The 22,265-nt window shown below is 70.4% G+C and carries 18 protein-coding genes; 9 read left to right on the forward strand and 9 right to left on the reverse strand.

The window, feature by feature from the left end; translation table 11 throughout:
- The first annotated feature begins 9 nt into the window (after positions 1 to 9).
- From lptG to rsmA, 4 genes are read left to right on the forward strand one after another with little or no spacing between them, the layout of a single operon-like run.
- Positions 10 to 1,098 (forward strand): LPS export ABC transporter permease LptG, encoded by a 1,089-nt coding sequence (gene lptG, locus MFF30_RS08705; protein ID WP_238278768.1) that lies wholly within the window; start codon positions 10 to 12, stop codon positions 1,096 to 1,098.
- Positions 1,098 to 3,755, forward strand: a complete 2,658-nt coding sequence (locus tag MFF30_RS08710; RefSeq protein WP_373320869.1) for an LPS-assembly protein LptD — start codon at positions 1,098 to 1,100, stop codon at positions 3,753 to 3,755. Before lptG ends, MFF30_RS08710 begins: the two co-directional genes overlap by 1 nt.
- 34 nt (positions 3,756 to 3,789) lie before the next feature.
- Positions 3,790 to 4,869, forward strand: coding sequence for a 4-hydroxythreonine-4-phosphate dehydrogenase PdxA (gene pdxA / locus MFF30_RS08715; protein ID WP_238278770.1), 1,080 nt, complete (start codon positions 3,790 to 3,792; stop codon positions 4,867 to 4,869).
- On the forward strand, positions 4,866 to 5,726 hold the full coding sequence (gene rsmA, locus MFF30_RS08720) for a 16S rRNA (adenine(1518)-N(6)/adenine(1519)-N(6))-dimethyltransferase RsmA (protein ID WP_238278772.1): 861 nt from the start codon (positions 4,866 to 4,868) through the stop codon (positions 5,724 to 5,726). Before pdxA ends, rsmA begins: the two co-directional genes overlap by 4 nt.
- 179 nt (positions 5,727 to 5,905) lie before the next feature.
- On the opposite strand, the gene MFF30_RS08725 is transcribed toward rsmA, so the two are convergent.
- The 3 genes from MFF30_RS08725 to MFF30_RS08735 all read right to left on the reverse strand — a co-directional run bounded on the left by MFF30_RS08725 (position 5,906) and on the right by MFF30_RS08735 (position 8,894).
- Complete coding sequence (locus tag MFF30_RS08725; protein WP_238278775.1) at positions 5,906 to 6,916, reverse strand: TIM44-like domain-containing protein; 1,011 nt, start codon at positions 6,914 to 6,916, stop codon at positions 5,906 to 5,908.
- A 141-nt stretch (positions 6,917 to 7,057) separates the two neighbouring features.
- Positions 7,058 to 8,173, reverse strand: a complete 1,116-nt coding sequence (locus MFF30_RS08730; protein WP_238278777.1) for an ATP-binding protein — start codon at positions 8,171 to 8,173, stop codon at positions 7,058 to 7,060.
- Between the two features lie 88 nt (positions 8,174 to 8,261).
- Positions 8,262 to 8,894: a S24 family peptidase gene (locus MFF30_RS08735; protein WP_238278779.1), complete on the reverse strand. Its 633-nt coding sequence runs from the start codon at positions 8,892 to 8,894 to the stop codon at positions 8,262 to 8,264.
- Between the two features lie 206 nt (positions 8,895 to 9,100).
- Between MFF30_RS08735 and MFF30_RS08740 the strand changes: the two genes are divergently transcribed.
- Both MFF30_RS08740 and MFF30_RS08745 read left to right on the forward strand, forming a co-directional pair.
- Positions 9,101 to 9,472: a DUF952 domain-containing protein gene (locus MFF30_RS08740; RefSeq protein WP_238278781.1), complete on the forward strand. Its 372-nt coding sequence runs from the start codon at positions 9,101 to 9,103 to the stop codon at positions 9,470 to 9,472.
- Positions 9,473 to 9,502: 30 nt separating this feature from the next.
- On the forward strand, positions 9,503 to 10,582 hold the full coding sequence (locus MFF30_RS08745) for a quinone-dependent dihydroorotate dehydrogenase (RefSeq protein ID WP_238278783.1): 1,080 nt from the start codon (positions 9,503 to 9,505) through the stop codon (positions 10,580 to 10,582).
- Here MFF30_RS08745 and MFF30_RS08750 read toward each other — a convergent pair.
- Entirely contained in the window at positions 10,579 to 10,890 is a 312-nt protein-coding gene (locus tag MFF30_RS08750) for a hypothetical protein (protein WP_238278785.1), read from the reverse strand. The two genes, MFF30_RS08745 and MFF30_RS08750, sit on opposite strands and share 4 nt — an antisense overlap.
- Positions 10,891 to 11,195: 305 nt before the next feature.
- On the opposite strand from MFF30_RS08750, the gene MFF30_RS08755 reads away from it, so the two are divergent.
- On the forward strand, positions 11,196 to 13,508 hold the full coding sequence (locus tag MFF30_RS08755) for an FdhF/YdeP family oxidoreductase (protein ID WP_238278787.1): 2,313 nt from the start codon (positions 11,196 to 11,198) through the stop codon (positions 13,506 to 13,508).
- Entirely contained in the window at positions 13,505 to 13,810 is a 306-nt protein-coding gene (locus tag MFF30_RS08760; RefSeq protein WP_238278789.1) for a hypothetical protein, read from the forward strand. Before MFF30_RS08755 ends, MFF30_RS08760 begins: the two co-directional genes overlap by 4 nt.
- A gap of 12 nt (positions 13,811 to 13,822) precedes the next feature.
- Here the strand turns inward: MFF30_RS08760 and MFF30_RS08765 are convergent, their stop codons facing one another.
- The 4 genes from MFF30_RS08765 to MFF30_RS08780 form a co-directional block, all read right to left on the reverse strand.
- Complete coding sequence (locus MFF30_RS08765) at positions 13,823 to 14,623, reverse strand: hypothetical protein (RefSeq protein ID WP_238278791.1); 801 nt, start codon at positions 14,621 to 14,623, stop codon at positions 13,823 to 13,825.
- A 48-nt stretch (positions 14,624 to 14,671) separates the two neighbouring features.
- Positions 14,672 to 15,778 carry an alkene reductase gene (locus MFF30_RS08770; RefSeq protein WP_238278793.1) on the reverse strand — a complete coding sequence of 369 codons (1,107 nt, stop codon included), beginning with the start codon at positions 15,776 to 15,778 and terminating at the stop codon, positions 14,672 to 14,674.
- 135 nt (positions 15,779 to 15,913) lie between these two features.
- Positions 15,914 to 17,686: a hybrid sensor histidine kinase/response regulator gene (locus MFF30_RS08775; RefSeq protein WP_238278795.1), complete on the reverse strand. Its 1,773-nt coding sequence runs from the start codon at positions 17,684 to 17,686 to the stop codon at positions 15,914 to 15,916.
- Positions 17,668 to 18,132 carry a response regulator gene (locus MFF30_RS08780; protein ID WP_238278797.1) on the reverse strand — a complete coding sequence of 155 codons (465 nt, stop codon included), beginning with the start codon at positions 18,130 to 18,132 and terminating at the stop codon, positions 17,668 to 17,670. The genes MFF30_RS08775 and MFF30_RS08780 overlap by 19 nt, the downstream gene beginning before the upstream one ends.
- Before the next feature lie 380 nt (positions 18,133 to 18,512).
- Between MFF30_RS08780 and MFF30_RS08785 the strand changes: the two genes are divergently transcribed.
- Positions 18,513 to 19,739, forward strand: a complete 1,227-nt coding sequence (locus MFF30_RS08785; protein ID WP_238278799.1) for an acyl-CoA dehydrogenase family protein — start codon at positions 18,513 to 18,515, stop codon at positions 19,737 to 19,739.
- A gap of 27 nt (positions 19,740 to 19,766) precedes the next feature.
- Here MFF30_RS08785 and MFF30_RS08790 read toward each other — a convergent pair whose 3' ends face one another.
- Positions 19,767 to 22,193, reverse strand: a complete 2,427-nt coding sequence (locus MFF30_RS08790; RefSeq protein ID WP_238278801.1) for an MASE4 domain-containing protein — start codon at positions 22,191 to 22,193, stop codon at positions 19,767 to 19,769.
- Positions 22,194 to 22,265 lie beyond the last annotated feature (72 nt).

A 22,265-nucleotide genomic window follows, 5' to 3' on the forward strand; every position in this document is an offset into this window, starting at 1 on the left:
CGCGCGGCCATGCTGATCGGCGCCACCCTCGGCCGCTACTTCGCCATGCGCTTCGTGCGCACGATCCTCGGCGTGTTCCTCACGGTGTTCACCCTCGTCTACACCCTCGATTTCGTCGAGCTCCTGCGCCGCGCGGGGGATGCCGAGGGTGCGTCCACAGGTTTGATGGCGCAGCTCTCGCTCTACCGCACCCCGGCTGTGGCCGAGGGCGTGCTGCCCTTCGCGATCCTGTTCGGCTCGATGGCCACCCTGCTGCAGTTGTCGCGCAAGCTCGAACTCGTGGTGGCGCGTGCCGCCGGCATCTCGGCCTGGCAGTTCCTGCAACCGGGCGCGTTCGTGGCGCTCGCCATCGGCGCCTTCACGGTGGGCGTCTACAATCCGGTCTCGGCGCTGATGAAGCAGCGCTCCACCGAGATCGAGGCCAAGATCTTTTCTCGGTCCACGAAAGCCAATTCCGGCAAGGACCTGTGGATCCGCCAGCGTAGCCTCGACGGGCAGGCGATCCTGCGGGCCGACACCGCCATCGAGGGCACGACCACCCTGGCGGGCGTCTCGGTCTTCACCTTCGACGACGCGGGCACCTTCACGGCGCAGATCGAGGCGGCGCGGGCGACCCTGCACGACGGCTATTGGGCGTTGTCGCAGGCGCGCGTGATGGCGCTGGGCCAGCCGGCGGAGAGCTACGACACTTACCTCATCGCCTCGACCCTGGTGCCCTCGCAGGTCCGGCAGCGCTTCACGCCGCCGGATTCCGTGCCTTTCTGGCAACTCCCCGAGACGATCTCGCGGTTCGAGCGGGCCGGCCTCGATGCCACCCGGTACCGGCTCCAGTACGACGTGCTGCTCGCCCGGCCGGTGCTGTTCCTCGCCATGGTGCTGGTGGCGGCCAGCGTTTCCTTAAGGTTCTTCCGCTTTGGTGGGGTGGGCAAGCTGGTGCTGGGCGGCGTGGCGGCGGGGTTCGTGCTGTATGTCGCCCGACAGGTGCTGGAAGGCCTCGGTGCCTCGGGAATCGTGACGCCGACGGTGGCGGCGTGGTTCCCGGCCGTGGTAGGGAGTCTCCTCGGTACGCTCACGCTTCTCTATCAGGAGGATGGCTGATGCCGGACTCCACGGTGGGGACGGAGCGGGAACCTTGGCAGGAGTTGGGACTGGCGTTGCGTAGGGTCGCCGACATCGCGTTCGCCACGGGCTTCGTGGCTCTGGTCACGGTCGCCGCTCCCGCGGCGCTCGGCGGCGGAGCACTGGCCCAGGGTGCGCCCAAAGCCGGCCCCGGCCAGAAGGCCGGCGCGGCCCAGAAGCCGGCCGAGCGCCTCCTCGTGGAGGCCGCCGAGCTCGTCTACGACAACGACCGCAACACGGTGACGGCGCGGGGCAACGCGGAGCTGCATTACGGCGCCCGCACCCTGCAGGCCGACCGGGTGACCTACGACCGCAACGCGAGCCGCGTCTTCGCGGAGGGCAACGTGCGGCTCACCGAGGCCACGGGCGCCGTGCTCACCGGCGAGAAGATGGAGCTCACCGACGACTTCCGGAGCGGCTTCATCGATGCCCTGCGGGTGCAGCAGACGGTGGAGCTGAACGGCCAGCCCGTGCGCACCCGGTTCTCGGCCCCCCGCGCCGAGCGGATCGAGGGCGACACCACGAGCTTCGAGTACGGCACCTACACGGCCTGCGAGCCGTGCAAGAACAACCCGGAGACGCCGCCCCTCTGGCAGATCCGCGCCACCAAGATCGTCCACAACAACGAGACCCACACCGTCTCGTTCGAGGAATCGACCCTCGAGATCGCCGGCATCCCGGTCGCCTATCTGCCGTATTTCGAGACGGCCGACCCGACGGTGAAGCGCAAGACCGGCTTCCTGACGCCGCGCTTCCTCACCTCGACGGCGCTGGGCTCGGGAATCGCGACGCCGTTCTTCGTGAACCTGGCGCCGAACTACGACCTCACCCTGTCGCCGGCCTTCCTGAGCAACCAGGGCGTCCTCGGGCAGGCCGAGTTCCGGCACCGCCTCGAGACCGGCTCCTACAACCTGCGTGTGTCGGGCATCTTCCAGACCACGCCGAGCGCCTTCCTGCCCGGCCCTCTCGGGGCGGGCGATCGCGACTTTCGCGGCGCGATCGAGTCGAAGGGCCAGTTCTACATCAACGACCGCTGGCGCACCGGCTGGGACGTGGTCGGGGTGACCGACAAGTGGTTCCTCGACAATTACCGCATCCGCAACCAGAGCATCACCACGGATTATTTCCGTGAGGCGGTCTCGACGGCCTACCTGATCGGCCAGGGCGACCGCTCGTGGTTCGAGGCCCGGGGCTACTACTTCAAGGGTCTGTCGAGCTTCGACTGGCAGAAGGAGCAGCCCTTCGTCGCGCCGGTGATCGACTACGACAAGCGGATCAACGGCCCGGCGCCCCTGGGCGGCGAGGTCCGGTTCGAGGCGAACATCACCAGCCTCACCCGGCAGGCCACCGATTTCCAGGCGGTCCAGAGCCCCACGGGCTACCTGCTCCAGCCCACGATCAACGGCCGCACCTACAACCTCTACGAGACCTGCACGGTCTTCGAACGGGGCCGCTGCGTCGTGCGCGGGCTGGCCGGCACCAATACGCGCGCCTCGGCGCAGCTCTCCTGGCGGCGGTCCTTCATCGACGATGCGGGCCAGGTCTTCACGCCCTTCGCCTACCTGCGCACGGACGCGTTCTTCGTGGACCCGCGCAATTCCGGCTACCAGAACGCCCTGGTCCAGAACATCGCCCGGCAGGACGCCGACTTCTCCGGCCGCGTGCTGCCGGCGGTGGGCATCGACTACCGCTATCCCTTCGTCAGCAATTTCGGGCCCTTGGGTGTCCACACGATCGAGCCGATCGCGCAGGTCATCGCGCGCCCGAGCGAGACCCGTATCGGCCGCCTGCCGAACGAGGACGCGCAGAGCCTGATCTTCGACGACACCTCGCTGTTCGAGTGGGACAAGTTCTCGGGCTACGACCGGGTCGAGGGCGGCGTTCGCACCAACCTCGGCGCGCAGTACTCCGTGGTGACGCCGGCCGGCTGGTACGCGAACGCCATGTTCGGCGAGTCGATCCAGATTGCGGGCGTGAACTCGTTCCGTCGCGGCGACATCGCCAATGTGGGCCTCGATTCGGGCTTGGAGAACCGCCGGTCGGACTTCGTCGGTCGGGTCCAGGTCTCGCCGAACCAGAACATCACCTTCATCACGCGCGGCCGTTTCGACCAGGCGGATCTCGGGGTGAACCGGGTCGAGACCGGCGTGATCGCGCGGCTCTCGCCCTTCGCGCCGATCGACCTCTCGGCCTTCTATTCCTACTACAAGGCGCAGCCGGCCCTCGGCTTCGCCAACCGCCGCGAGGGCCTGACCGCCTCGGCGACCTACCACGTCACGCCGAACTGGTTCGTCACGGGCTCAGCCCTCATCGACATGTCGCACTACCTCGACGTGCGCGACAATTTCAAAACCGCCTACGCCTCCTACCTCGCCAACCCGGTCGGCGACGCGCCGGTCTATTCCAACCCCGGGCGCTTCTACCTCTCCGGCATGAGCATCGGCGGCGGCTACCAGGACGAGTGCACCACGGTGTCGGTGAACTACATCGTCTCTCCCACCGCCGCCGCGCTCGGCACCAGCGAGCGCAACCGCACCGTGCTGCTTCGGCTCGAACTGAAGACCCTCGGCGAAGCCGACTTCCGCCAGAACCTCGGAACCGCGGTCACGGCCGACGGCATCTCGACCGTCCGTTGAGGCGCCTCCGCGTTCCGGGACGGAGAGACCGGCGATGACCCGACGACTGGCGCCGATCGCCCTCACCCTCGGCGATCCCGCCGGAATCGGCCCGGAACTCGCCCTGATGGCGTGGCTCCGGCGCGATACCGGGCCCGGCCTCCCGACCTTCTTCCTCATCGGCGATCCGGACTTCATCGAGCGCCGCGCCAGCGCCATGAACCTGCAGGTCCCGGTCGCCGATGTCGGCCCGGACCTCGCCGAGGAGGTCTTCCCCCGCGCGCTGCCGGTGATGCCGCTGCCCAGCGGCATGCGGGTCGACGCCGAGCCCGGCCGGCCGGACTCGGCCTCCGCCGGGGCGATCCTCGAATCGATCACCGCCGGGGTGGACCTCGTCACGCGCGGCATCGCCGCCGCTTTGGTGACCAACCCGATCGCCAAGTACGTCCTGACCCAGGTGGGCTTCGCCCATCCGGGCCACACCGAGTTCCTCGCCGCCCTCGCGGTGGCACCCGGTGAGACACCGCCGCTCCCCGTGATGCTGCTGTGGAGCGAGACCTTGTCGGTGGTGCCGGTGACCATCCACGTGGCGTTGCGCCGTGTGCCCGAACTCCTGACCCAGGACCTCGTGGTGCGAACGGCCCGCATCGTCGCCCACGATCTGCGCCATCGCTTCGGCCTGGAGCGCCCCCGCCTCGTCCTGTCCGGGCTCAACCCGCACGCGGGCGAGAACGGCACGATGGGCAGCGAGGACCGCGACGTGCTGGAGCCGGCGGTGATGCAGTTGCAGGGGGAAGGCATCGACATCCGGGGGCCGCTGCCCGCCGATACCCTGTTCCACGAACGCGCCCGCGCGACCTACGACGTGGCCCTGACGCCGACGCACGACCAGGCGCTGATCCCCATCAAGACCATCGCGTTCGACGACGGCGTCAACGTCACCCTGGGCCTGCCCTTCATCCGGACTTCGCCCGACCATGGCACCGCCTTCGATATCGCCGGCCGGGGCCTCGCCCGCCCCGACAGCCTGATGGCCGCCCTGCGGCTCGCTGCCCGCCTCGCCAAGGGGACCCACCTCGCCAAGGGCACCCACCTCGCCAAGGGCACCCACCTGCGCGAAGAGGCCGGCGCGTGAGCGAGGAAACCGGCCTCAGCTCCGACGGCCTGCCGCCCCTGCGCGAGGTGGTGCGTCGGCACGGCCTCGAGCCCAGGAAGACCCTTGGCCAAAACTTCCTGTTCGACCTCAACCTGACCGGCCGGATTGCCCGCTCGGCCGGCCCCCTCGACGGCGTCACCGTGGTGGAGATCGGCCCCGGCCCCGGCGGCCTGACCCGGGCGCTGCTGGCCGAGGGCGCGGCACGGGTCGTCGCCATCGAGCGCGATCCCCGGGCCCTGCCCGCGCTGGCCGAAATCGCCGCGCATTATCCGGGACGCCTGGAGGTGGTCGATGCCGATGCCCTGCGCTTCGATCCCACCCCGCTGATCGGGTCCGGGCCGGTTCGGATCGTGGCCAACCTGCCCTACAACATCGGCACCCCGCTCCTCGTCGGCTGGCTCGCCGGCACGGCCTGGCCGCCGTGGTGGGATTCCCTGACGCTGATGTTCCAGCGCGAGGTCGCCGAGCGCATCGTCGCCGACGAGACCGACCGGGCCAATTACGGGCGCCTCGGCGTCCTCTGTGGCTGGCGCACGCAGGCCGACATCCTGTTCGACGTGGCCCCCTCGGCTTTCGTGCCGCCCCCGAAGGTCACCTCCTCCGTCGTCCGCCTGACGCCGCGCCGTGACCCCCTGCCCTGCTCGGTGCAGGCCCTGGAGTCCATCACCCGCGCGGCCTTCGGGCAGCGCCGCAAGATGTTGCGCCAGAGCCTGAAGGCCGCAGTTCCGGACCCGGCCCGGCTCCTCGACGCCGCCGGCATCCCCGAGACCGCGCGGGCCGAGGAAGTCCCGGTCTCGGCCTTCGTGGCGATGGCGCAAGCGCTGAAGGCCGTCTGATACGGTTTCCGGCTGAATCGTTCGGGTTCCGGCGCGGCTCCCCTCTCCGTTCAGAAGAAAGAGTGCGTCGCGCACAGGCTGACCGAAGCCATCAACCGGACAGCGCCTGAAACGAAAAAGGGGCCGCGCGGATCTGTCCGCGCGGCCCCTCTCGTTCGATCTTTGGTGAACCCTGGCGCTCAGCGTCCCTGCTGGATGGCCGAGAGGATCCAGCGGCCGCCGCGCTCGCGCACGAAGGTCCAGAGCTCCACGGCCTCCGGCTCGCCGGTCTCAATCACGCGGTCGGTGCGGCGGTCGATGGTCACGTCCTTGATGGCGTAGCGCATCGCCACGGTGGCGTATTCCGCATTGCCCTCGCCCCAGGCCTCCGACAGGTCGCCCTGGAGGAGCTTCACGTCCGAGATCCGGTTGACGAGGCCGCGCGCCTGATTGGCCTGCAGTTCCTCGATGAAGTAGCCGGCCATCTCGGGGGTCGCGAAGTTGCGGAGCGCCGCGGCGTCCTCACGGCCATAGGCCGCCTGGATGTCGTTGAGGGCGATCTCGAAGCTCTGGAAGTCGCCGGGTCCGATCTGGACCGGACGCGCCGCCGGAGGCTGCACGGGGGCCGGACCGCGCTGGGCGTTTCCGCCGAGGGGAGCGCCACCCATCGGGCCACCCGAGGGACCGTTGACCGGACCGTTCATGGGCCCACCCATCGGGCCCGGCGCATCGAGGTTCGAACGCGCGTGACCGGCCGCGGCCGGCGCGCCCTGACGACGGCGGAACCAGCGCACCGCGAAGGCCACCAGCATGACGACGAGGCCGACCTGAAGGATCAGGCCCAGGAAGGACATGATGCCGCCGAGGCCGCCGAAGAAGCCGCCGCCGAGCAGAGCGCCGAGCAGGCCGGCGCCGAGGAGACCCGCCATGAAGCCGCCGCCGAAGCGACGACCGGGCTGGGCGGCCTGGGTCATGCCGGGATTGCCCATGGCCGGGCCGGGCTGAGTCTGCGTCCGCTGGATCGGCGCGGCCGCACCGGGGGCCGTCGTGGTGGCGGAGGGCGCCGAGTCGGTGCGGGAACCGCGCGAGCCCATGCCACCGCTGCTGCCGCTTCCGGGACGCGCCTCGACGACGGGCGCGGCGAGGGCCAACGCCGCGGCGAGCGCGAGGATGGACGCCGCGCGCTTGCGACGAGTGGTGGAGGTGAGCATGAAGACGCCTCTGGTGACGAATGGGACGGTCCAAGGACCTGACAACGGGCTCGGCGCGAACGCCGCTCCTGTATATGGTGACGTTCCAGCCCGGGTTTTAGTCCGTCCGCATTATGCAATCGCGCGTCCGGCGGCCCGCCCTCAGACCACCGCCGGGAAGACGAGGCGAACCACGGCGCCCTCCCCGGGCTTCGAATCGATCGAGACCGTGCCGTTCTGGCGCTTCATCAGCCCGTGCACGATGGCGAGCCCCGTGCCTCGCCCGGCCTCGCGGCTGGTGATGAACGGCGCGAGAGCCCGCGCCGCCATCTCGGGTGACATGCCCGGGCCCTCGTCCGTCACCGTGATGCCGACGGCGCCGTCCCCGGGCCGTTGCAGGCCACGGTCGCCCGGCGGCACCGCGAAGGTCGCCACGACGATGCGCCCGGGCTCGGCCATGGCCTCACAGGCATTGGCCACGATGTGGGTCAGCGCCAGGTCCACCTGGGTCGGATTGCCGAGCCCGCAGGCGAGCCCGGGCGAGGTCCGGATCTCCAGGGTGATCCGCGTGGGCAGGGTGGGGCCGACCCGGGCCCCGAAGCCCTCGATCAGGCGGTTCAGGTCCACGGGGCGAACGTCGGGCGCGATGCGGCGCGAGAAGGCGAGCAGCTGGCGGGTCAGGATCGTTGCCCGCTCGGCGGCGTCGGTGGAGCGCAGGATCGCCCGCTGGATGAAGGGCTCCTCGCGGTCGCCGAGGCGGCGCTTCAGGCCGTCGATGTAGCCGATCAGGATCTGAAGGAAGTTGTTGAACTCGTGCGCAACGCTGTTGGTCAGGAGACCGAGCGCCTCGCGCTGGCGCGAGAGCAGGAGCGCGCCCTCGGCGTCCCGCCGCCGCGTCACGTCGATGACCTGGGCGAGAAGATAAGGCGTCTCGGGCACCGGCGCCACGAGGACCTGGGCCCACCAGGCCGCGCCGCCTGCCGCATGGGCCAGGACCTCGACGCCCTCGGGCCGCTCGCCGGCCAGGGCCGCCTGCAGGACGGCGCGGGTCTCGCGGTCCCCGTCCGGCCGCAGCGCCGCCCAGAGATCCCCGCCGGTGACGGCCGCCGGCTCGCGTCCGGTCAGGGCGACGAGCGACGGATTGGCCAGGACGACGCGGTGCCCGTCATCGGCCGGTTCCAGCAGGAGGGCCGGCACGGCCGACGCGGTGAGCAATGCCGCGAGGCCCGCCTCCGGCTTCGTCTGCGCAACGGGGTCGTGGTTTCCGGGGGATGCCATGGCCTGTCCGCCGATGTGGGGCGCGGCCGCCCCTCGGGCCGCAAGGCATAGTCCCTTACCGGAGACGCGGCAAAGCTTGCGCGCGGCCCTATTGGCGCACCCACATCACCCGGCCGATCCAGGCGATGTCGCTGACATTAACGAGGCGGTCGTCATGTTCGGGGTTGAGGGACGCGAGCTCGATGGTGCGCGCCGTCTTGCGCTTGAGTTCCTTGGCCAGGACCTCCCCGGCGGAGAGGCGCACCACCACGCGGTCGCCCTTGCGGACGCTGGCGGTCGGCGAAACGATGAGGATGTCGCCGTCGCGGTAAAGCGGCATCATCGAATCGCCTTGCACCTCCAGCGCGAAGGCGCGGTCGTCTCCGAGATCGGGAAACTCGATCTCCTCCCAGCCGGGACCGCCGGTCGGCATGCCTTCTTCGGTGAACAGACGGCCGGCGCCGGCCTGCGTCATGCCGACGAGCGGGATCATCGTGCGCGGTGGGCCACCCCGCGCCTCGATCAGCCGCAGGAAATCGTCGAGGCTGGCGCCCGTCGCGGCCAGGACCTTGGAGATCGATTCGGTGGAGGGCCAGCGCTTGCGCCCGTCGGGACCGATTCGCTTGGAGCGATTGAAGCTGGTCGCGTCGAGCCCGGCCCGCCGTGCGAGGCCGGATGCGGAGAACCCATGACGCTCGGCCAACCGGTCGATCGCGGTCCAAATCTGCTCGTGAGACAACATCGGAGTCTCGAGACGCGCTACGGCTAAGACGACCAGCCTAGAACTAGGAAAGTAGAACTAATCTGTTGGAATGGCAATACCCGCCCGTGTCTGAAAAATCAGTCACGCTCCCTATGAAACAGTCGGATCGACTTGCGCCCCAGGGTTGCGCGATGCTTTCCATTCGCCTGTTTGATCGCACTGCCAAAACCCGTTAGGGAGCGCGGATGCCGCTCATCTACAAGATTTGTGCCCGCAAACTCTGGCGCGACGCCGAGGCGCTCGGCCGATTCACCGGCGCACCGGTCGATCATGCGGACGGATATATCCACTTCTCCACCGCCGACCAAGCCGTCGAGACGGCGGCCCGGCACTTCGCCGGCGTGGGCGACCTCGTCCTCGTCTCGGTGGAGGCCGATGCGCTCGGCCCGGCCCTGCGCTACGAGCCGTCGCGGGGCGGCGCCCTGTTCCCCCACCTCTACGCCGACCTGCCGCTGACGGCGGTGCGGGCGGTGGTGGACCTGCCGCTCGGGGCGGATGGCAGACATGTCTTTCCACACGTGTTTCCGGATGCGCTGCGGGCCGGCGGCCCGGCGTGAGGCCGCTTTCCCGCTGATCGGAGTGCGAACGTGATCAACGCGCTGTTTCCCCTGGCCCGGCCGCTGCTGCACAGCCTCGACGCGGAGACCGCACACAACCTGACCCTGCGGGGTCTGGCCGCCCTGCCCCCGCGCCGTCCGCGGGCCGACGACCCGCGCCTCGCGGTGGACGTGCTGGGACGCCGCTTCCCGAACCCGGTCGGGCTCGCCGCCGGCTTCGACAAGGGCGCCGAGGTGCCGGACGCGCTCCTCGGCCTCGGCTTCGGCTTCGTGGAGGTGGGCGGCGTGGTGCCGAAAGCCCAGCCCGGCAATCCGCGCCCGCGGGTGTTTCGGCTCCCCCGCGACAACGCGGTCATCAACCGATTCGGGTTGAACAGCGAGGGCCTCGACGTCGTGCGCGCGCGCCTCGCCGCCCGGAACGGTCGCGGGGGCCGGATCGGGGTCAATATCGGCGCGAACAAGGATTCGACGGACCGGCTGGCCGACTACGTCGCGTGTACGCGTGCACTCGCGCCCCTCGTCGACTTCGTCACCGTCAACGTCTCGTCGCCCAACACGCCCGGCCTGCGCGACCTTCAGGGCGAGGCCTTCCTCGACGAGTTGCTGGCCCGCGTGGTCGAAGCGCGTGACGCGACGCAGCCCGACACCGCGATCCTCCTGAAGATCGCGCCGGACATCACCCTGGAGGCCCTCGACGCCATGGCGGCGACCGCCCTGCGCCGGGGCGTCCAGGCCCTGGTCGTCTCGAACACCACCATCGCGCGGCCCGCGAGCCTGCGTGAGGCCGGCCTCGCCAAGGAGACCGGAGGCCTCTCGGGCCGTCCGCTGTTCGCAGCCGCGACCCGCCTCCTGGCCGAAACCTACCTGCGCGTCGGCGGTCGGATCCCGCTGGTCGGCGTCGGCGGCATCGATTCCGCGGAGGCCGCCTGGACCAAGATCCGCGCGGGCGCCAGCCTCGTGCAGCTCTATTCCAGCCTCGTCTATGCGGGCCCGGGCCTGATCACCGAGATCAAGGCGGGCCTTCTCGACCACCTGAAGGCCGAGGGCGCCGCCAGCCTCGCGACGGTCGTCGGGCGCGACGCGGCGGCCCTGGCCAGGATGCCGGTCTAGCGCGACCGCCGGGGTTTTTCGGGCGACGCGCGCCGCCGCCCCGTTCCCACCAGCACGGCAGCTCCCGCCGCGAGGCCGAGGAGGACCCATTTCAGGGGAAGCCGGGCCGCCTGTTCGCTCGGCAGGGGTTCGACCACCATGCGCCCCGGGGCGATCTCGACGCCGGGTTTGCCGTAAGCCTGCGCGTCGGCGATCTGCTCGGCCGAGACGGCCCATTCGGCGCCGATCTGGCGATCATGGGCCATCACCGCGACGCCGACCGCGAGGGCGATGGCCGCCGCCGCGAAGATCCTCACCGGCGTCCTCATGTCCCGCGCTCCCGCATTCCGGGCGTCCTCGCCTTCGGTTCGGCCCGAGGGTTAGGCGATCGGCGGGCGCTCCACCAGGGACCGTGGCCCGGGATCCGAGGCCTGGATTTCCGCATCGCGGCCTGGAACGGTTTCAACCCGCTCACCGGCGGCTCTGCAAAAAACGCATGCTACCCCTAACGGCATGACTGGCCTGCGTTTTCGCATGATTGAGCGCCCGCTTCGCATCGCGATATCGCAAGCGGCGCCACGGCTCCGCTTCGCGTCCGATCCTCGGTCGCGCGTGCCCGTCCCAGGACCCGTTCATGGATCATCCGGCCACGCCCCTCGAGCGTACGTCCACCAAGCGCTCGTCCGCCGCCGGCGGCTGGGGCGCCCTGAAAAGCTGCGGCAAGCATCTTCTCGGCAGCCGGGCCCCGCTGTCGGGCGCCCGCGCCATGCTGAAGGCCAACCAGCCCGACGGCTTCGACTGCCCGGGCTGCGCCTGGGGCGACCCGGAGCACGGCTCCTCCTTCGAGTTCTGCGAGAACGGCGTGAAGGCCGTCTCCTGGGAGGCCACCGACAAGCGCACCCCGCCGAAGTTCTTCGCGAAGCACACCGTGACCGAGCTGCGCGGCTGGACCGACTACGCCCTGGAGGGCGAGGGCCGCCTGACGCACCCGATGCGCTACGACGCCACGCGTGATCGCTACGTCGCCACCACCTGGGACGCGGCCTTCGCGGAGATCGGCGCCACCTTGAGCGGGCTCGACCATCCGGACCAGGCCGAGTTCTACACCTCGGGCCGTGCCTCCAACGAGGCTGCCTACCTCTACCAGCTCTTCGCCCGGCACTACGGCACCAACAACTTCCCCGACTGCTCCAACATGTGCCACGAGGCCAGCGGCATCGCCCTGCAGGCGGCCATCGGCGTCGGCAAGGGCACCGTGCTGCTGGAGGATTTCGAGAAGGCCGACGCGATCTTCGTGGTGGGTCAGAATCCCGGCACCAATCATCCCCGCATGCTCGGCGACCTGCGGCGCGCGGCCCAGCGCGGCGCGAAGGTCGTGGTGTTCAACCCCGTGCGCGAGCGCGGGCTGGAGCGCTTCGCCGACCCGCAGAACACCGTGGAGATGCTGCGCGGCGCCAGCGCGCCGGTGGCGAGCCACTACTACCAGCCGCGCCTCGGCGGCGACATGGCGGCGTTCCGGGGCATCGCCAAGGCGGTGTTCGCGGCCGACGACGCGGCGCTCGCCGTCGGACAGCCGTCGCGCCTCGACCGGACCTTCCTGCGCAACCACACGGCGGCGTTCGAGGCCTACCGCGCGGCGGTGGATGCCACGACCTGGGCGGCCATCGAGGACCAGTCCGGACTGACGCGCGCCGACATCGAGGTCGCGGCCGAGGTTTATCTCGCCGCCGACAAGGTGATCTGCACCTGGGCGATGGGCGTGACCCAGCACCGCCACTCGGTGGCCACCGTCCGCGAGCTCGCCAACGTCATGCTCCTGCGCGGGCATGTCGGGCGCCCGGGCACCGGCCTGTGCCCCGTGCGCGGCCATTCGAACGTGCAGGGCGACCGCACGGTGGGCATCAACGAGAAGCCCCCGGCCGCCCTGCTCGATGCGCTCGAGCGGGAATTCGGCTTCACCGCTCCGCGCCGGCACGGGCACAACGTGCTGGCCGCCATCGGCGCCATGCTCGACGGCTCGGCGAAGGCCTTCATCGGCCTCGGCGGAAACTTCGCCCGCGCGACCCCCGACACCACCCTGGTGGCCAAGGCGCTGGCCTCCTGCGAACTGACCGTCCACATCGCGACGAAGCTCAACCACGCGCACCTCCTGCCGGGTCGCGTCGCCTACCTGCTGCCCTGCCTCGGCCGCACCGAGATCGACCGGAATTCGAAGGGCAAGACGCAGATCGTGACGGTCGAGGATTCCATGAGCATGGTCCACGGCTCGGGGGGCATCAACAAGCCGGCCTCGCCCGAACTGCGCTCCGAGATCGGCATCATCGCCGGGATGGCGGCCGCGACGGTCGGCTCGGAGCGGGTCGACTGGGCGGCGCTCGCCGACGATTACGACCGCATCCGCGACCTGATCGAGCGCACGATCCCGGGCTTTACCGGCTACAACCTGCGCGTCCGGCGCCCGCGTGGCTTCATGCTGAAGAACCTCGCCGCCGAGCGCAGCTTCGAGACGCCGACCGGACGGGCCAACTTCGCCGCCGGCCCGCTTCCGGTGGCGACGGAGCACCAGCAGGCGAAGCGCGCACCCGATACCTTCGTGCTCCAGACCTTCCGCAGCCACGACCAGTACAACACCACGATCTACGGCCTCGACGACCGCTATCGCGGCGTTTACGGCGAGCGCCGGGTGGTCTTCGCCCATCCGGACGATCTCGCCGAGATCCGCGCGCGGACCGGCGACCGGGTCGACATCGTCGGCACCCATGCGGACGGCGTCACGCGGGTCGCGGAGGATTTCCGCCTCGTGCCGTTCGACATGCCGCGCGGGTCGCTGGCCGGCTATTATCCGGAACTCAACGTGCTCGTACCGCTTTCGACCTTCGGTGAGGAGAGCGACACGCCGACCTCGAAGTCGGTGCTGGTCCGCCTGCGCCGACCGGTCGCCGCATGAGCGAACCGCCGGCCGATGCGGAGACCTTCCTGGCGGTGACCGATTCGGTCGCCGCCCTCCAGCCCGGCCTCTCCACCCTGGAGGCCGGGGTTATGGCCGCCCTCCATCTCGACCTCGCCCGCGACAGCCGCAGCTTCGCGCGGGTGTTCGGGATCGAGCACGCCTTGGTGCTGCGGGCGGTGGAGACGCTGGCGAGCGAGGCCGGCCTGCTCACCCTTCAGGAGCGGAACGCGCGGACCCAGCGCACCCGCTACGGCGCCAGCCCGGCGGGGGATGCGGTGCTGGCGCGGTTGCACGGTTAGGATGTTCGAGGGTCAGCGGACCAAAGGGGTGATCGCATTCGCGCAGGCACGGGCTTCCGTCCGAATGCCCGACTCGATGAAAGGGGAGCGAAGAATCTGCGCCTTCTCCTCATCAAGCAGGATCGCGCGCGGATAGGTGACATAGCCCTGCATCATCAAGGCCTCGGCACGACACTGGGCAGTTTGGCAGACTGGTGACCGGTCCGGATGCATCAATCCGATCGTGTGCAGAAACTCATGCCCGATACCGCCGATCCAGCGGCATCGTCCCGGGATTTCAGCTCCATTCGCCCTGTCGCAGGCGGGAACAACACGCTCGCCAGACAAGCCGCGAAGGTCGTTGGCCGAGACAACGGCAACACCATTGCCACCGGCGCCGGATTGTCCGCAGGCATGGTCAGCATCGACATAGACCAAAAAGCGTGAGGCTGGATCGTTGAACCGCACGACGCCCATACGCGTCAGTTCATCCACCGTATTGCGATAGAATGCGCTGTAGCCAGTGTATCGGTCGGTGGAGCGAAACCAAGCTGCGTTCTTCTCGGACCGGACGATGCGCACCGCAGGATCTGCAAGGCGAAAGGTCGGGCCCTTGAGCGCATTGCTTAGCCAAGCTTGGAAATGCCTGACTCCGAACTCGGCAGCATTCCGGTAACTCTCGGACTCCTGACGGTCGGCTGGCAGCAGGTAGATGACCTGTACGCTCGGCGCTGCGCTCACGGCGCCGCCCGAGAAGGCGGCGCCAATGAGGCCGAACACAACGAAGGCCACCCGAAATCCACGCATCATCATGGCTCCGAGCGTGGCAGCCATTCCTTACGAAGTATTTCCACTCAACCCTAAACTGTGATTCTTGCCCGCTCAGCGCTTGATCGCGACCGGACCGTTCATGCCCGGCCAGTCCGAGTAGCCGTTGGCGCCGCCGCCGTACCAGTATGGCTTCGGCGCCTCGGCCAGCGGGGCGCCGGTCTCCAGGCGCTGCACGAGGTCCGGATTGGCGATGTAGGGGCGGCCGAAGCTGAAGAGGTCGGCGCGGCCCTCGGCGAGGTCCTTCTCGGCCAATTCCAGGGTGTACTGGTTGTTGCCGATATAGGCGCCCTTGAAGCGCTTGCGGATCTGGCCGAAATCGACCGAATCCGGCACGTCGCGGGTCTGCTGGGTCACGCCCTCGATGGTGTGGACGTAGAGCAGGCCGAAGGCGTTCAGGGCCTCCACGTAGGCGCCGAAGGTCGCCTTCGGGTCGCTGTCGAGGGGGGTCTTGCCGGGCTCGGTGGTGGCCGGCGACAGGCGGATGCCGACGCGGTGGCCGCCGCCCCAGACCTCGGTGACCGCCTTCACCACCGCCAGCGGAAAGCGCAGGCGATTCTCGATCGAGCCGCCGTACTGGTCCGTGCGGTGGTTGGTGGAATCACGCACGAACTGCTCGAGCAGGTAATTGTTGGCCGAGTGGATCTCGACGCCGTCGAAGCCGGCGCGCTTGGCGTTCTCGGCGGCACGGCGGTAATCCTCGACGATTCCCGGGATCTCGTCGGTCTCCAGCGCGCGTGGGGTGACGTGCGGCTGCATGCCGGATTCGGTGAAGGCCGTGCCCTCGGGCTTGAGGGCGGAGGGCGCGACGGGAAGCTGCCCGTCGGGCTGCACGTCGGGATGCGAGATCCGGCCGGTATGCCAGAGCTGCAGGAAGATCAGGCCGCCATTGGCGTGGACCCCGGCGGTGACGGACTTCCAGGCCTCGACCTGCGCGTCGCTCCAGATACCGGGCGTGTAGGCGTAGCCGACCGCCTGGGGCGAGATGTTGGTGGCCTCGCTGATGATGAGGCCGGCATTGGCGCGCTGGGCGTAGTAGTCCACGGCGAAGTCCGGCGGCACGCCCTCGGTGGAGGAGCGGCTGCGGGTCAGCGGCGCCATCACGACGCGGTTCTTTAGGGTGAGATCGCCCAGGGTGAAGGGCTCGAGGATCGGGCTCATGCGGTCGGCTGTGTCCTAAATGGGCCGGAGCGCGCAGGCGCGCCGGGCTTCAGCCGGGACAAGCGGCGGCGCCGGACGGTGTTCCGCCGAGGGGCGCAGGACGTCACCGCACGGGCAGGCCCACCGGCACCCGCATCAGGCGCGGCGCGCGCGGCCCGGAACGAGGCGCAGGGCCGGGACCGGCGTGTGAGGAAGGTTCGCCGCGACCTTGCGCTGGAGTTCACCGCCCTGGAACGGCTTCTGCACGATGCGCTCCGCACCGACCGCGCCGGCCCGCATCAGGGCCTCGGTGTCGGCGTAGCCGGTAGCGAAGATGACGGAGAGTTGCGGCCAGCGCCGGCGGATCTCGCAGGCGACCTCGGCGCCGTTCATGCCCGGCATCGCGAAATCGAGGAGGACGAGGTCGACGCAAGGGTCGGCCTCCAGCGATTGCAGGGCGGCGAGCCCCGAGCCCGCCTCGCGAAGGGTATAGCCGGCCTCGGTCAGGATGGTGGTCGTCACCTCGCGCACGGCGGTGTCGTCGTCCACCACGAGGATGACGGGCCGGTCGTCCGGGCTGCGCCGGGCCGCGCAGTCGACGGGCGCGGCCGGCGCGGCGGCCGGGAGCGCATCGGCCTCGGCGCGGGGCAGGTAGACCCGCACGGAGGTGCCCTCGCCGAGCCGCGTATCGATGCGGACGCCGCCGCCCGACTGCTTGGCGAAGCCGTAGACCTGCGCGAGCCCGAGGCCCGAGCCCTTGTCGACCGGATTGGTCGTGAAGAACGGCTCGAACACCCGCGCCAGCACGTCGGGCGCGATGCCCGTGCCGGTGTCGCTCACCGCCACCATGACGTAGGCGCCGGGGGCCGGCTCCTCCGCGCGGGCGGGGGCTTCCGTCAGCGTGACGTTGGCGGTCTCGATGGTGAGGCAGCCGCCCACCACCATGGCGTCGCGGGCATTGATCGCGAGGTTCAGGATCACGAGCTCGATCTGCGTCGCGTCCACCAGGGCCGACCAGAGCTCGGGCTGCAGCGTCATCTCGATGCGCACCGCGCCGCCGATGGAGCTCTGGAGCAAGTCGCGCATGGAGGCGACGGTGTGGTTCAGTTCCACCGGGGTCGGCGCCAGGCGCTGGCGGCGCGAGAAGGCGAGGAGTTGCGCGGTGAGGCGGGCGCCCCGGTCGGCCGCGCCTCGCATCATGTCGAGGCGACGCTTCGAACGCTCGTCGGATACGGCCCGGCCCAGGAACTCGATGTTACCGGAGATCACGGTCAGCAGGTTGTTGAAGTCGTGGGCGACGCCGCTGGTGAGCTGGCCCACCGCCTCCAGGCGCTGGGCCTGGCGCAGGGCCTCCTCGACGCGCTCCCGCTCGACCACCTGGCGCTGAAGCTCGGCGTTGGCCGCCTCCAGCTCGCGGGTGCGGGCCTCGACCCGCGCCTCCAGGGTCTCGTTCAGGTCGTGCAGGTCCCGCAAGGCGCGCTCGCGCTCGGCCAGGGCCCGGGCCTCGGCGAGCGCCCGCATGATGGTGCGGTGCAGGCGGTCGAGGCGCTGCTTCGTGACGTAGTCGGTGGCACCACGCTTCAGGGCCTCGACGGCGACATCCTCGCCGAGCGCGCCCGAAACGAAGACGAAGGGCGTGCCGGGGCAACGCGTGCGGGCGATCGCCAGGGCGCCGAGCCCGTCGAAGGTGGGCAGGATGTAATCCGCCAGGATGAGGTGGTACGCCCCGGGTTCCGCCGCGCGGGTGAAATCGGCCCGCGTCATCACCCGGTCGAGGGCGTAGGGGTGGCCGAGGTCGTCGAGGAACGCCACGAGCAGTTCCGTGTCGAGATCGCTGTCCTCGAGAAGGAGGATCCGCAGAGGATCCGGCCCGAACCCGGCCGGGGGAAACGGGTCCGCCGCGATGTCCCTCAGGTGTTCGATGGCCATTCTCCCCCACGGTGCGGCGGCGGCTCGTTCAGGACCGCCCAGAAGACCCCGAGGTCCTGGATCGCCTCGAAGAAGTCCGAGAACCCAACGGGTTTGACCACGAAAGCGTTCACCCCGAGGTCGTAGGAGCGGACGAGGTCGGTCTCCTCGCGCGACGAGGTCAGCATCACGATCGGGATCGAGCGCGTGCGCAGGTCGCCCTTCACCTTGGCCAGAACCTCGAGGCCGTCGACCTTCGGCAGCTTCAGGTCGAGGAGCACCACGGCCGGGTCACGGGTCTCTCGGTGGGCATGCTCGCCGCGCCGGTAGAGGAAATCGAGGGCCTCGGCGCCGTCGCGGCAGATCACGATCTCGTTGGCGAACTGACTCTTTTCCAGGGCCGCCAGGGTCAGCTCGATGTCGTTCGGATTGTCCTCGACGAGCAGGATCGGCTTCAGGTCGGGCATGGTTCAGCGTGACTCCGTGAGGTTCGACGCGGCACGGTCGCGGGCGGTCGGGTCTGCCCCGCGCGGGGACCAGGCGGTCGAGGACAAGCTGTCGAGGACAAGTCGATCGGCTCCGTGTCGCCGGAACGGGCCACAGCCGCCGGAACGGGCCGCATGGCTGTTCCGGCCCCGTGACTAGGCGCAACATGACCGAGGCGCAACGCGATCCGCAGGCGCGGATTCCGCACGCGAGGCACGAAGCCCGCAGGCGAGGCACGGAATCGTCGCGGTGCGGGCGAGCGCTCCGGCGGGCGCCGTCGACTTCCGATGGCCCCGCCCTAGCTTCCACGCGCGACCCGAAAGCGCGTGCGCGCATCTCCACCGGGGCCAGGAGCCGAAGCATGTCGAAGCCCGATCGCGTGGCGCCGCGCCCCCCGGAGCTGCCGGCGCCGTGGCACACGCCCGAGCGGGCGGCCCTGCAGGCGGAGGCCCGGACCTTCGCCCGCGACGTGGTGATGCCGCTCGCCGATACCCTCGACCCCCAGAAGGCGGAGATGCCCCGCGCCCTCATCGACCAGATGGCGGAGAAGGGCTGGTTCGGGATCACGATCCCGGCGGATCACGGCGGCCTCGGGCTCGGCGTGTTCGAGTACTGCCTGATCTCGGAGGAGCTGGCGCGGGCGTGGCTCTCCGTGGGCAGCATCCTCGCGCGCGGCCAGGGCCTGGGCACCCAGACCCTCGACCCGGAGCGGCGGCGCGACCTCCTCGAGAAGTCCGCGCGCGGGCGCTGGATCGGCAGCATCGCCCTGTCGGAGCCCACGGCGGGGTCGGACCTCGCCGGGGTCCAGACCCGCGCCGTGCGCGAGGGCGACACCTGGGTGCTCACGGGGACCAAGCGCTGGGCGGGCTTCGCCCAGGCCGCCGACTTCATCGAGGTCCTGGCCCGCACGCGCGACCCGGAACCCGGCGAGTCGCGCTCGGCCGGGCTCGAACCCTTTCTGGTGGTCAAGGAGCCCGGCACCTTCCCGCCCGGCATGACCGGCCGGGTCATCGACAAGATCGGGTATCACGGCTTCCTGACCTTCGAACTCGACCTCGACGGCGTGCGCGTGCCGGAGAGCGACCGCCTTACCGGCCTCTACGGCGACCAGGGCGCGGACGCGGATGCGGGCGGCTTCGCCTCGGTCCAGCGCGGCCTCAACATCGCGCGGGTGCACACGGCGGCCCGCGCGGTCGGCGTGGCCCGCGCCGCCCTGGAGGACACCCAGGCCTATCTCCAGGAGCGCGAGCAGTTCGGCCACCCGATCGGCGACTTCCAGGCGCTGCGCTTCGCGCTGGCCGACATGGCGGCCGACATCGCGCAGGCGCGCGCCTTCTGGCACCAGGTGGCCCACCTCCTCGACATCGGCGAGCCGGCCGAGAGCGAGTCCGCCATGGTCAAGCTGGTCGCCACCGAGATGGCGGTCCGGGTCACCAACCAGGCCATGCAGCTCCACGGCGGCAACGGCTACACCACGGAGCGCCGCGTCGAGCGCTACTGGCGCGACGCCCGCCTGACCACGATCTTCGAGGGCACCAGCGAGATCCAGCGCCGGATCATCAGCGACCGGATGCTGCCGAAGCCGTGAGTCTCGGGGCTCAGTGAGTCTTGAGGCTCAGCGACCGCCCATCACCAGGCGCAGCTTGCTCGCCAGATCCTCGCGCCGGTAGGGCTTGCTCAGGAGCGGCAGGTCCACCGGCACGCCCTGCTCGCCGAGGGCCGAACCGGTATAGCCGGAGGCGAGCAGCACCCGCAGGCCGGGGCGAAGCTGGCGCGCCTGGAGGGCGAGTTCGATGCCGTTGAGGCCGCCCGGCATCACCACGTCCGAGAACAGGATGTCGATGCGCTCCGGGCCGCGCAGGCGTTCCAGGGCCTCGGAGGCACGGGTGGCCGTGAGGGTGCGGTAGCCGAGCTCCGACAGGCTCTCCACCGCCATTTCCAGCACGGCGGCCTCGTCCTCCACCACGAGGACGACCTCGCCCTCGGCGGCCCGGCGCAGGGGCAGGAGGGCGTCGGCGCGCGGCGCGGCTGCGACCGGTTCGGCCGAGCGCGGCAGGTCGATGGTGATGGTGGTGCCGAGGCCGGGCGTGCTCGCCACCCGGACCTGCCCACCGCCCTGGCGCGCGAAGCCGTAGACCTGGCTCAGGCCGAGCCCCGTGCCCTTGCCGACGTCCTTGGTGGTGAAGAAGGGCTCGAACGCCCGCGCGGCGGTGGCGGCATCCATGCCCGACCCGGTATCGTGCACCGAGACGCGGACGTAATCCCCCGTGTTGAGGTCGGGCCACGCGGCGGCGCGCTCCGGCGTCACGGCGAAATTCTCGGTGCGGATCGTCAGGGTGCCGCCGCCCGGCATGGCGTCGCGCGCGTTCACCGCGAGGTTGAGGATGGCGCTCTCGAACTGGCCGGGATCGAGCCGGACCGGGTCGAGCGCGGTGTCGAGGTCGAGCACGAGGGTGACGGCCTCGCCGAGCGCCCGCTGCAGCAGGCCCTGGAAGTCCTTCAGGAGGTGGTTCGGGTTCACCGTCTCCGGCCGCAGCACCTGACGGCGCGAGAACGAGAGCAGCTTCTCGGTGACCTCGGCCCCGCGCCGGGCGGCGAGCATCGCCGAGGTGGCGAGGCGCTCGACCCGCTGCGGGTTGTCCGGGCGGCGCACGATCATGTCGAGGTTGCCGACGATTACCGTCAGCAGATTGTTGAAGTCGTGCGCCACGCCGCCGGTGAGCTGGCCGATCGCCTCCATCTTCTGCGACTGGCTCAGGCGCTGTTCGGCCTCGCGCCGCTCCGTCGTATCGATCACCACGCCGATCATCCGGATCGGGGTGCCGGCCTCGTCCCGGTAGGCGCGGCCGCGCACGTTGATCCAGCGCTCGGCCCCGTCGCCCGCCCGCGTGATCCGGCATTCGACCTCGAGATGCCCCTCGCGCTGCGCCCGCGCGACGGCGGCGGCGACGGCGGGGCGATCCACGTCGGCCACGTGACGCAGGAAGTCCGACAGCCCCCAGGACGGCAGCAGGTTGTCGTAGCCGAAGATCCGGTCGTGCCGCAGGGTCCGCTCGGCCCGGCCCGTGGCGAGGTCGAGGCGCCAGTCGCCCATGTCGGCGGCCTCCAGGGCGACCAGGAGGTTGTCGCGGGCGATCGCGAGCTCGGCCCGCTCCCGCTCGCGGCCCTCGGCGGCCTGCTCGGCCGCGCCGTAGAGCCCGTCGACTTCCCGGAGGTAGACCCCGAGGAGGATCATGCCGGCGGCGAGCGCCTCCAGGCGCCCGGCGAACCACCCCACGGTGCCGCGCGCCGCGCCCGGAAGGTTGACGAGGTTGTCGAACACCAGCAGCAGCAGCGAGACGGCCAGCCAGAGGTGGAGGACGCTGCGCAGGCGGGTGGTCCAGCACAGGATCGCCAGGGACAGGACGGTGAGGAAGACGACGCCGGGCCCGATGCCCGACGTGGTCAGGAGCCAGTAATCGTCGCCCTCGACGGTGCGCGGCAGGTAGTCCACGAAATCGATGACGATCCACGACAGGACGCCGACCGCCGCCAGGATCGCCAGGGCCGCGAGGGTGCCGACCCGGCTCTCGGAACCGGCGGGCACGAGGCGCCGGCGCCGGTCGCCTTCCATGATCGCGTAGGGCAGCGCGAAGAGCGGGGGCCCCAGGTGCCACAGGGTCCACAGCCAGGTGGTCGTCGCCGGCCCGGACCCGAGGATGCGCCCCGGCGCGAAGATGCCGGGAAAGCTGAGAAGCTGCACCGCGACGATGAGCGTTGTGTAGAGACTGCCGGCGGCGAGGACGAGGAGCGAGACCGATCGGGTGCGCCGGTACTGGGTGAACAGCAGGGCGGTCGTGACGGCGTAGACGGTGATCAGCGCAGTCTGATAGCTCGCCACGAAGCCCGGCATCGGCCCGATGGGTCTTCCGGCGATCGGGACGAGCACGAGGGTGAGGAGCCCGAATGCGACCGCCACGACGGTCGCGAACCGCCTGTTGCGAGGGCTCGGGGCAGCGGTCGCGAGGGTGGAAAGGTCGAGGCGTCCAGACGCTTCCAGCACGAGGGGGGCTCCGGGCCGCGCTCACGGGCAAATCGCCTCGGTCCTGACGGCCGGGCGATTTGCCCGTGAGCG

Origin of the sequence: Methylobacterium goesingense (genome assembly GCF_022179225.1) — a bacterium.
GTDB classification, from domain to species: domain Bacteria; phylum Pseudomonadota; class Alphaproteobacteria; order Rhizobiales; family Beijerinckiaceae; genus Methylobacterium; species Methylobacterium goesingense.

What these genes read in the sequence shown, in the direction of transcription:
- MFF30_RS08760 (WP_238278789.1), top strand. Translation starts at nt 13,505, where the DNA reads ATGAGCGAACCGCCGGCCGATGCGGAGACCTTCCTGGCGGTGACCGAT.
- pdxA (WP_238278770.1), top strand. Translation starts at nt 3,790, where the DNA reads ATGACCCGACGACTGGCGCCGATCGCCCTCACCCTCGGCGATCCCGCC.
- MFF30_RS08785 (WP_238278799.1), top strand. Translation starts at nt 18,513, where the DNA reads ATGTCGAAGCCCGATCGCGTGGCGCCGCGCCCCCCGGAGCTGCCGGCG.
- MFF30_RS08780 (WP_238278797.1), bottom strand. Translation starts at nt 18,132, where the DNA reads ATGCCCGACCTGAAGCCGATCCTGCTCGTCGAGGACAATCCGAACGAC.
- MFF30_RS08735 (WP_238278779.1), bottom strand. Translation starts at nt 8,894, where the DNA reads ATGTTGTCTCACGAGCAGATTTGGACCGCGATCGACCGGTTGGCCGAG.
- MFF30_RS08740 (WP_238278781.1), top strand. Translation starts at nt 9,101, where the DNA reads ATGCCGCTCATCTACAAGATTTGTGCCCGCAAACTCTGGCGCGACGCC.
- MFF30_RS08710 (WP_373320869.1), top strand. Translation starts at nt 1,098, where the DNA reads ATGCCGGACTCCACGGTGGGGACGGAGCGGGAACCTTGGCAGGAGTTG.
- MFF30_RS08750 (WP_238278785.1), bottom strand. Translation starts at nt 10,890, where the DNA reads ATGAGGACGCCGGTGAGGATCTTCGCGGCGGCGGCCATCGCCCTCGCG.
- lptG (WP_238278768.1), top strand. Translation starts at nt 10, where the DNA reads ATGCTGATCGGCGCCACCCTCGGCCGCTACTTCGCCATGCGCTTCGTG.
- MFF30_RS08725 (WP_238278775.1), bottom strand. Translation starts at nt 6,916, where the DNA reads ATGCTCACCTCCACCACTCGTCGCAAGCGCGCGGCGTCCATCCTCGCG.
- MFF30_RS08755 (WP_238278787.1), top strand. Translation starts at nt 11,196, where the DNA reads ATGGATCATCCGGCCACGCCCCTCGAGCGTACGTCCACCAAGCGCTCG.
- MFF30_RS08765 (WP_238278791.1), bottom strand. Translation starts at nt 14,623, where the DNA reads ATGGCTGCCACGCTCGGAGCCATGATGATGCGTGGATTTCGGGTGGCC.
- MFF30_RS08775 (WP_238278795.1), bottom strand. Translation starts at nt 17,686, where the DNA reads ATGGCCATCGAACACCTGAGGGACATCGCGGCGGACCCGTTTCCCCCG.
- MFF30_RS08730 (WP_238278777.1), bottom strand. Translation starts at nt 8,173, where the DNA reads ATGGCATCCCCCGGAAACCACGACCCCGTTGCGCAGACGAAGCCGGAG.
- MFF30_RS08770 (WP_238278793.1), bottom strand. Translation starts at nt 15,778, where the DNA reads ATGAGCCCGATCCTCGAGCCCTTCACCCTGGGCGATCTCACCCTAAAG.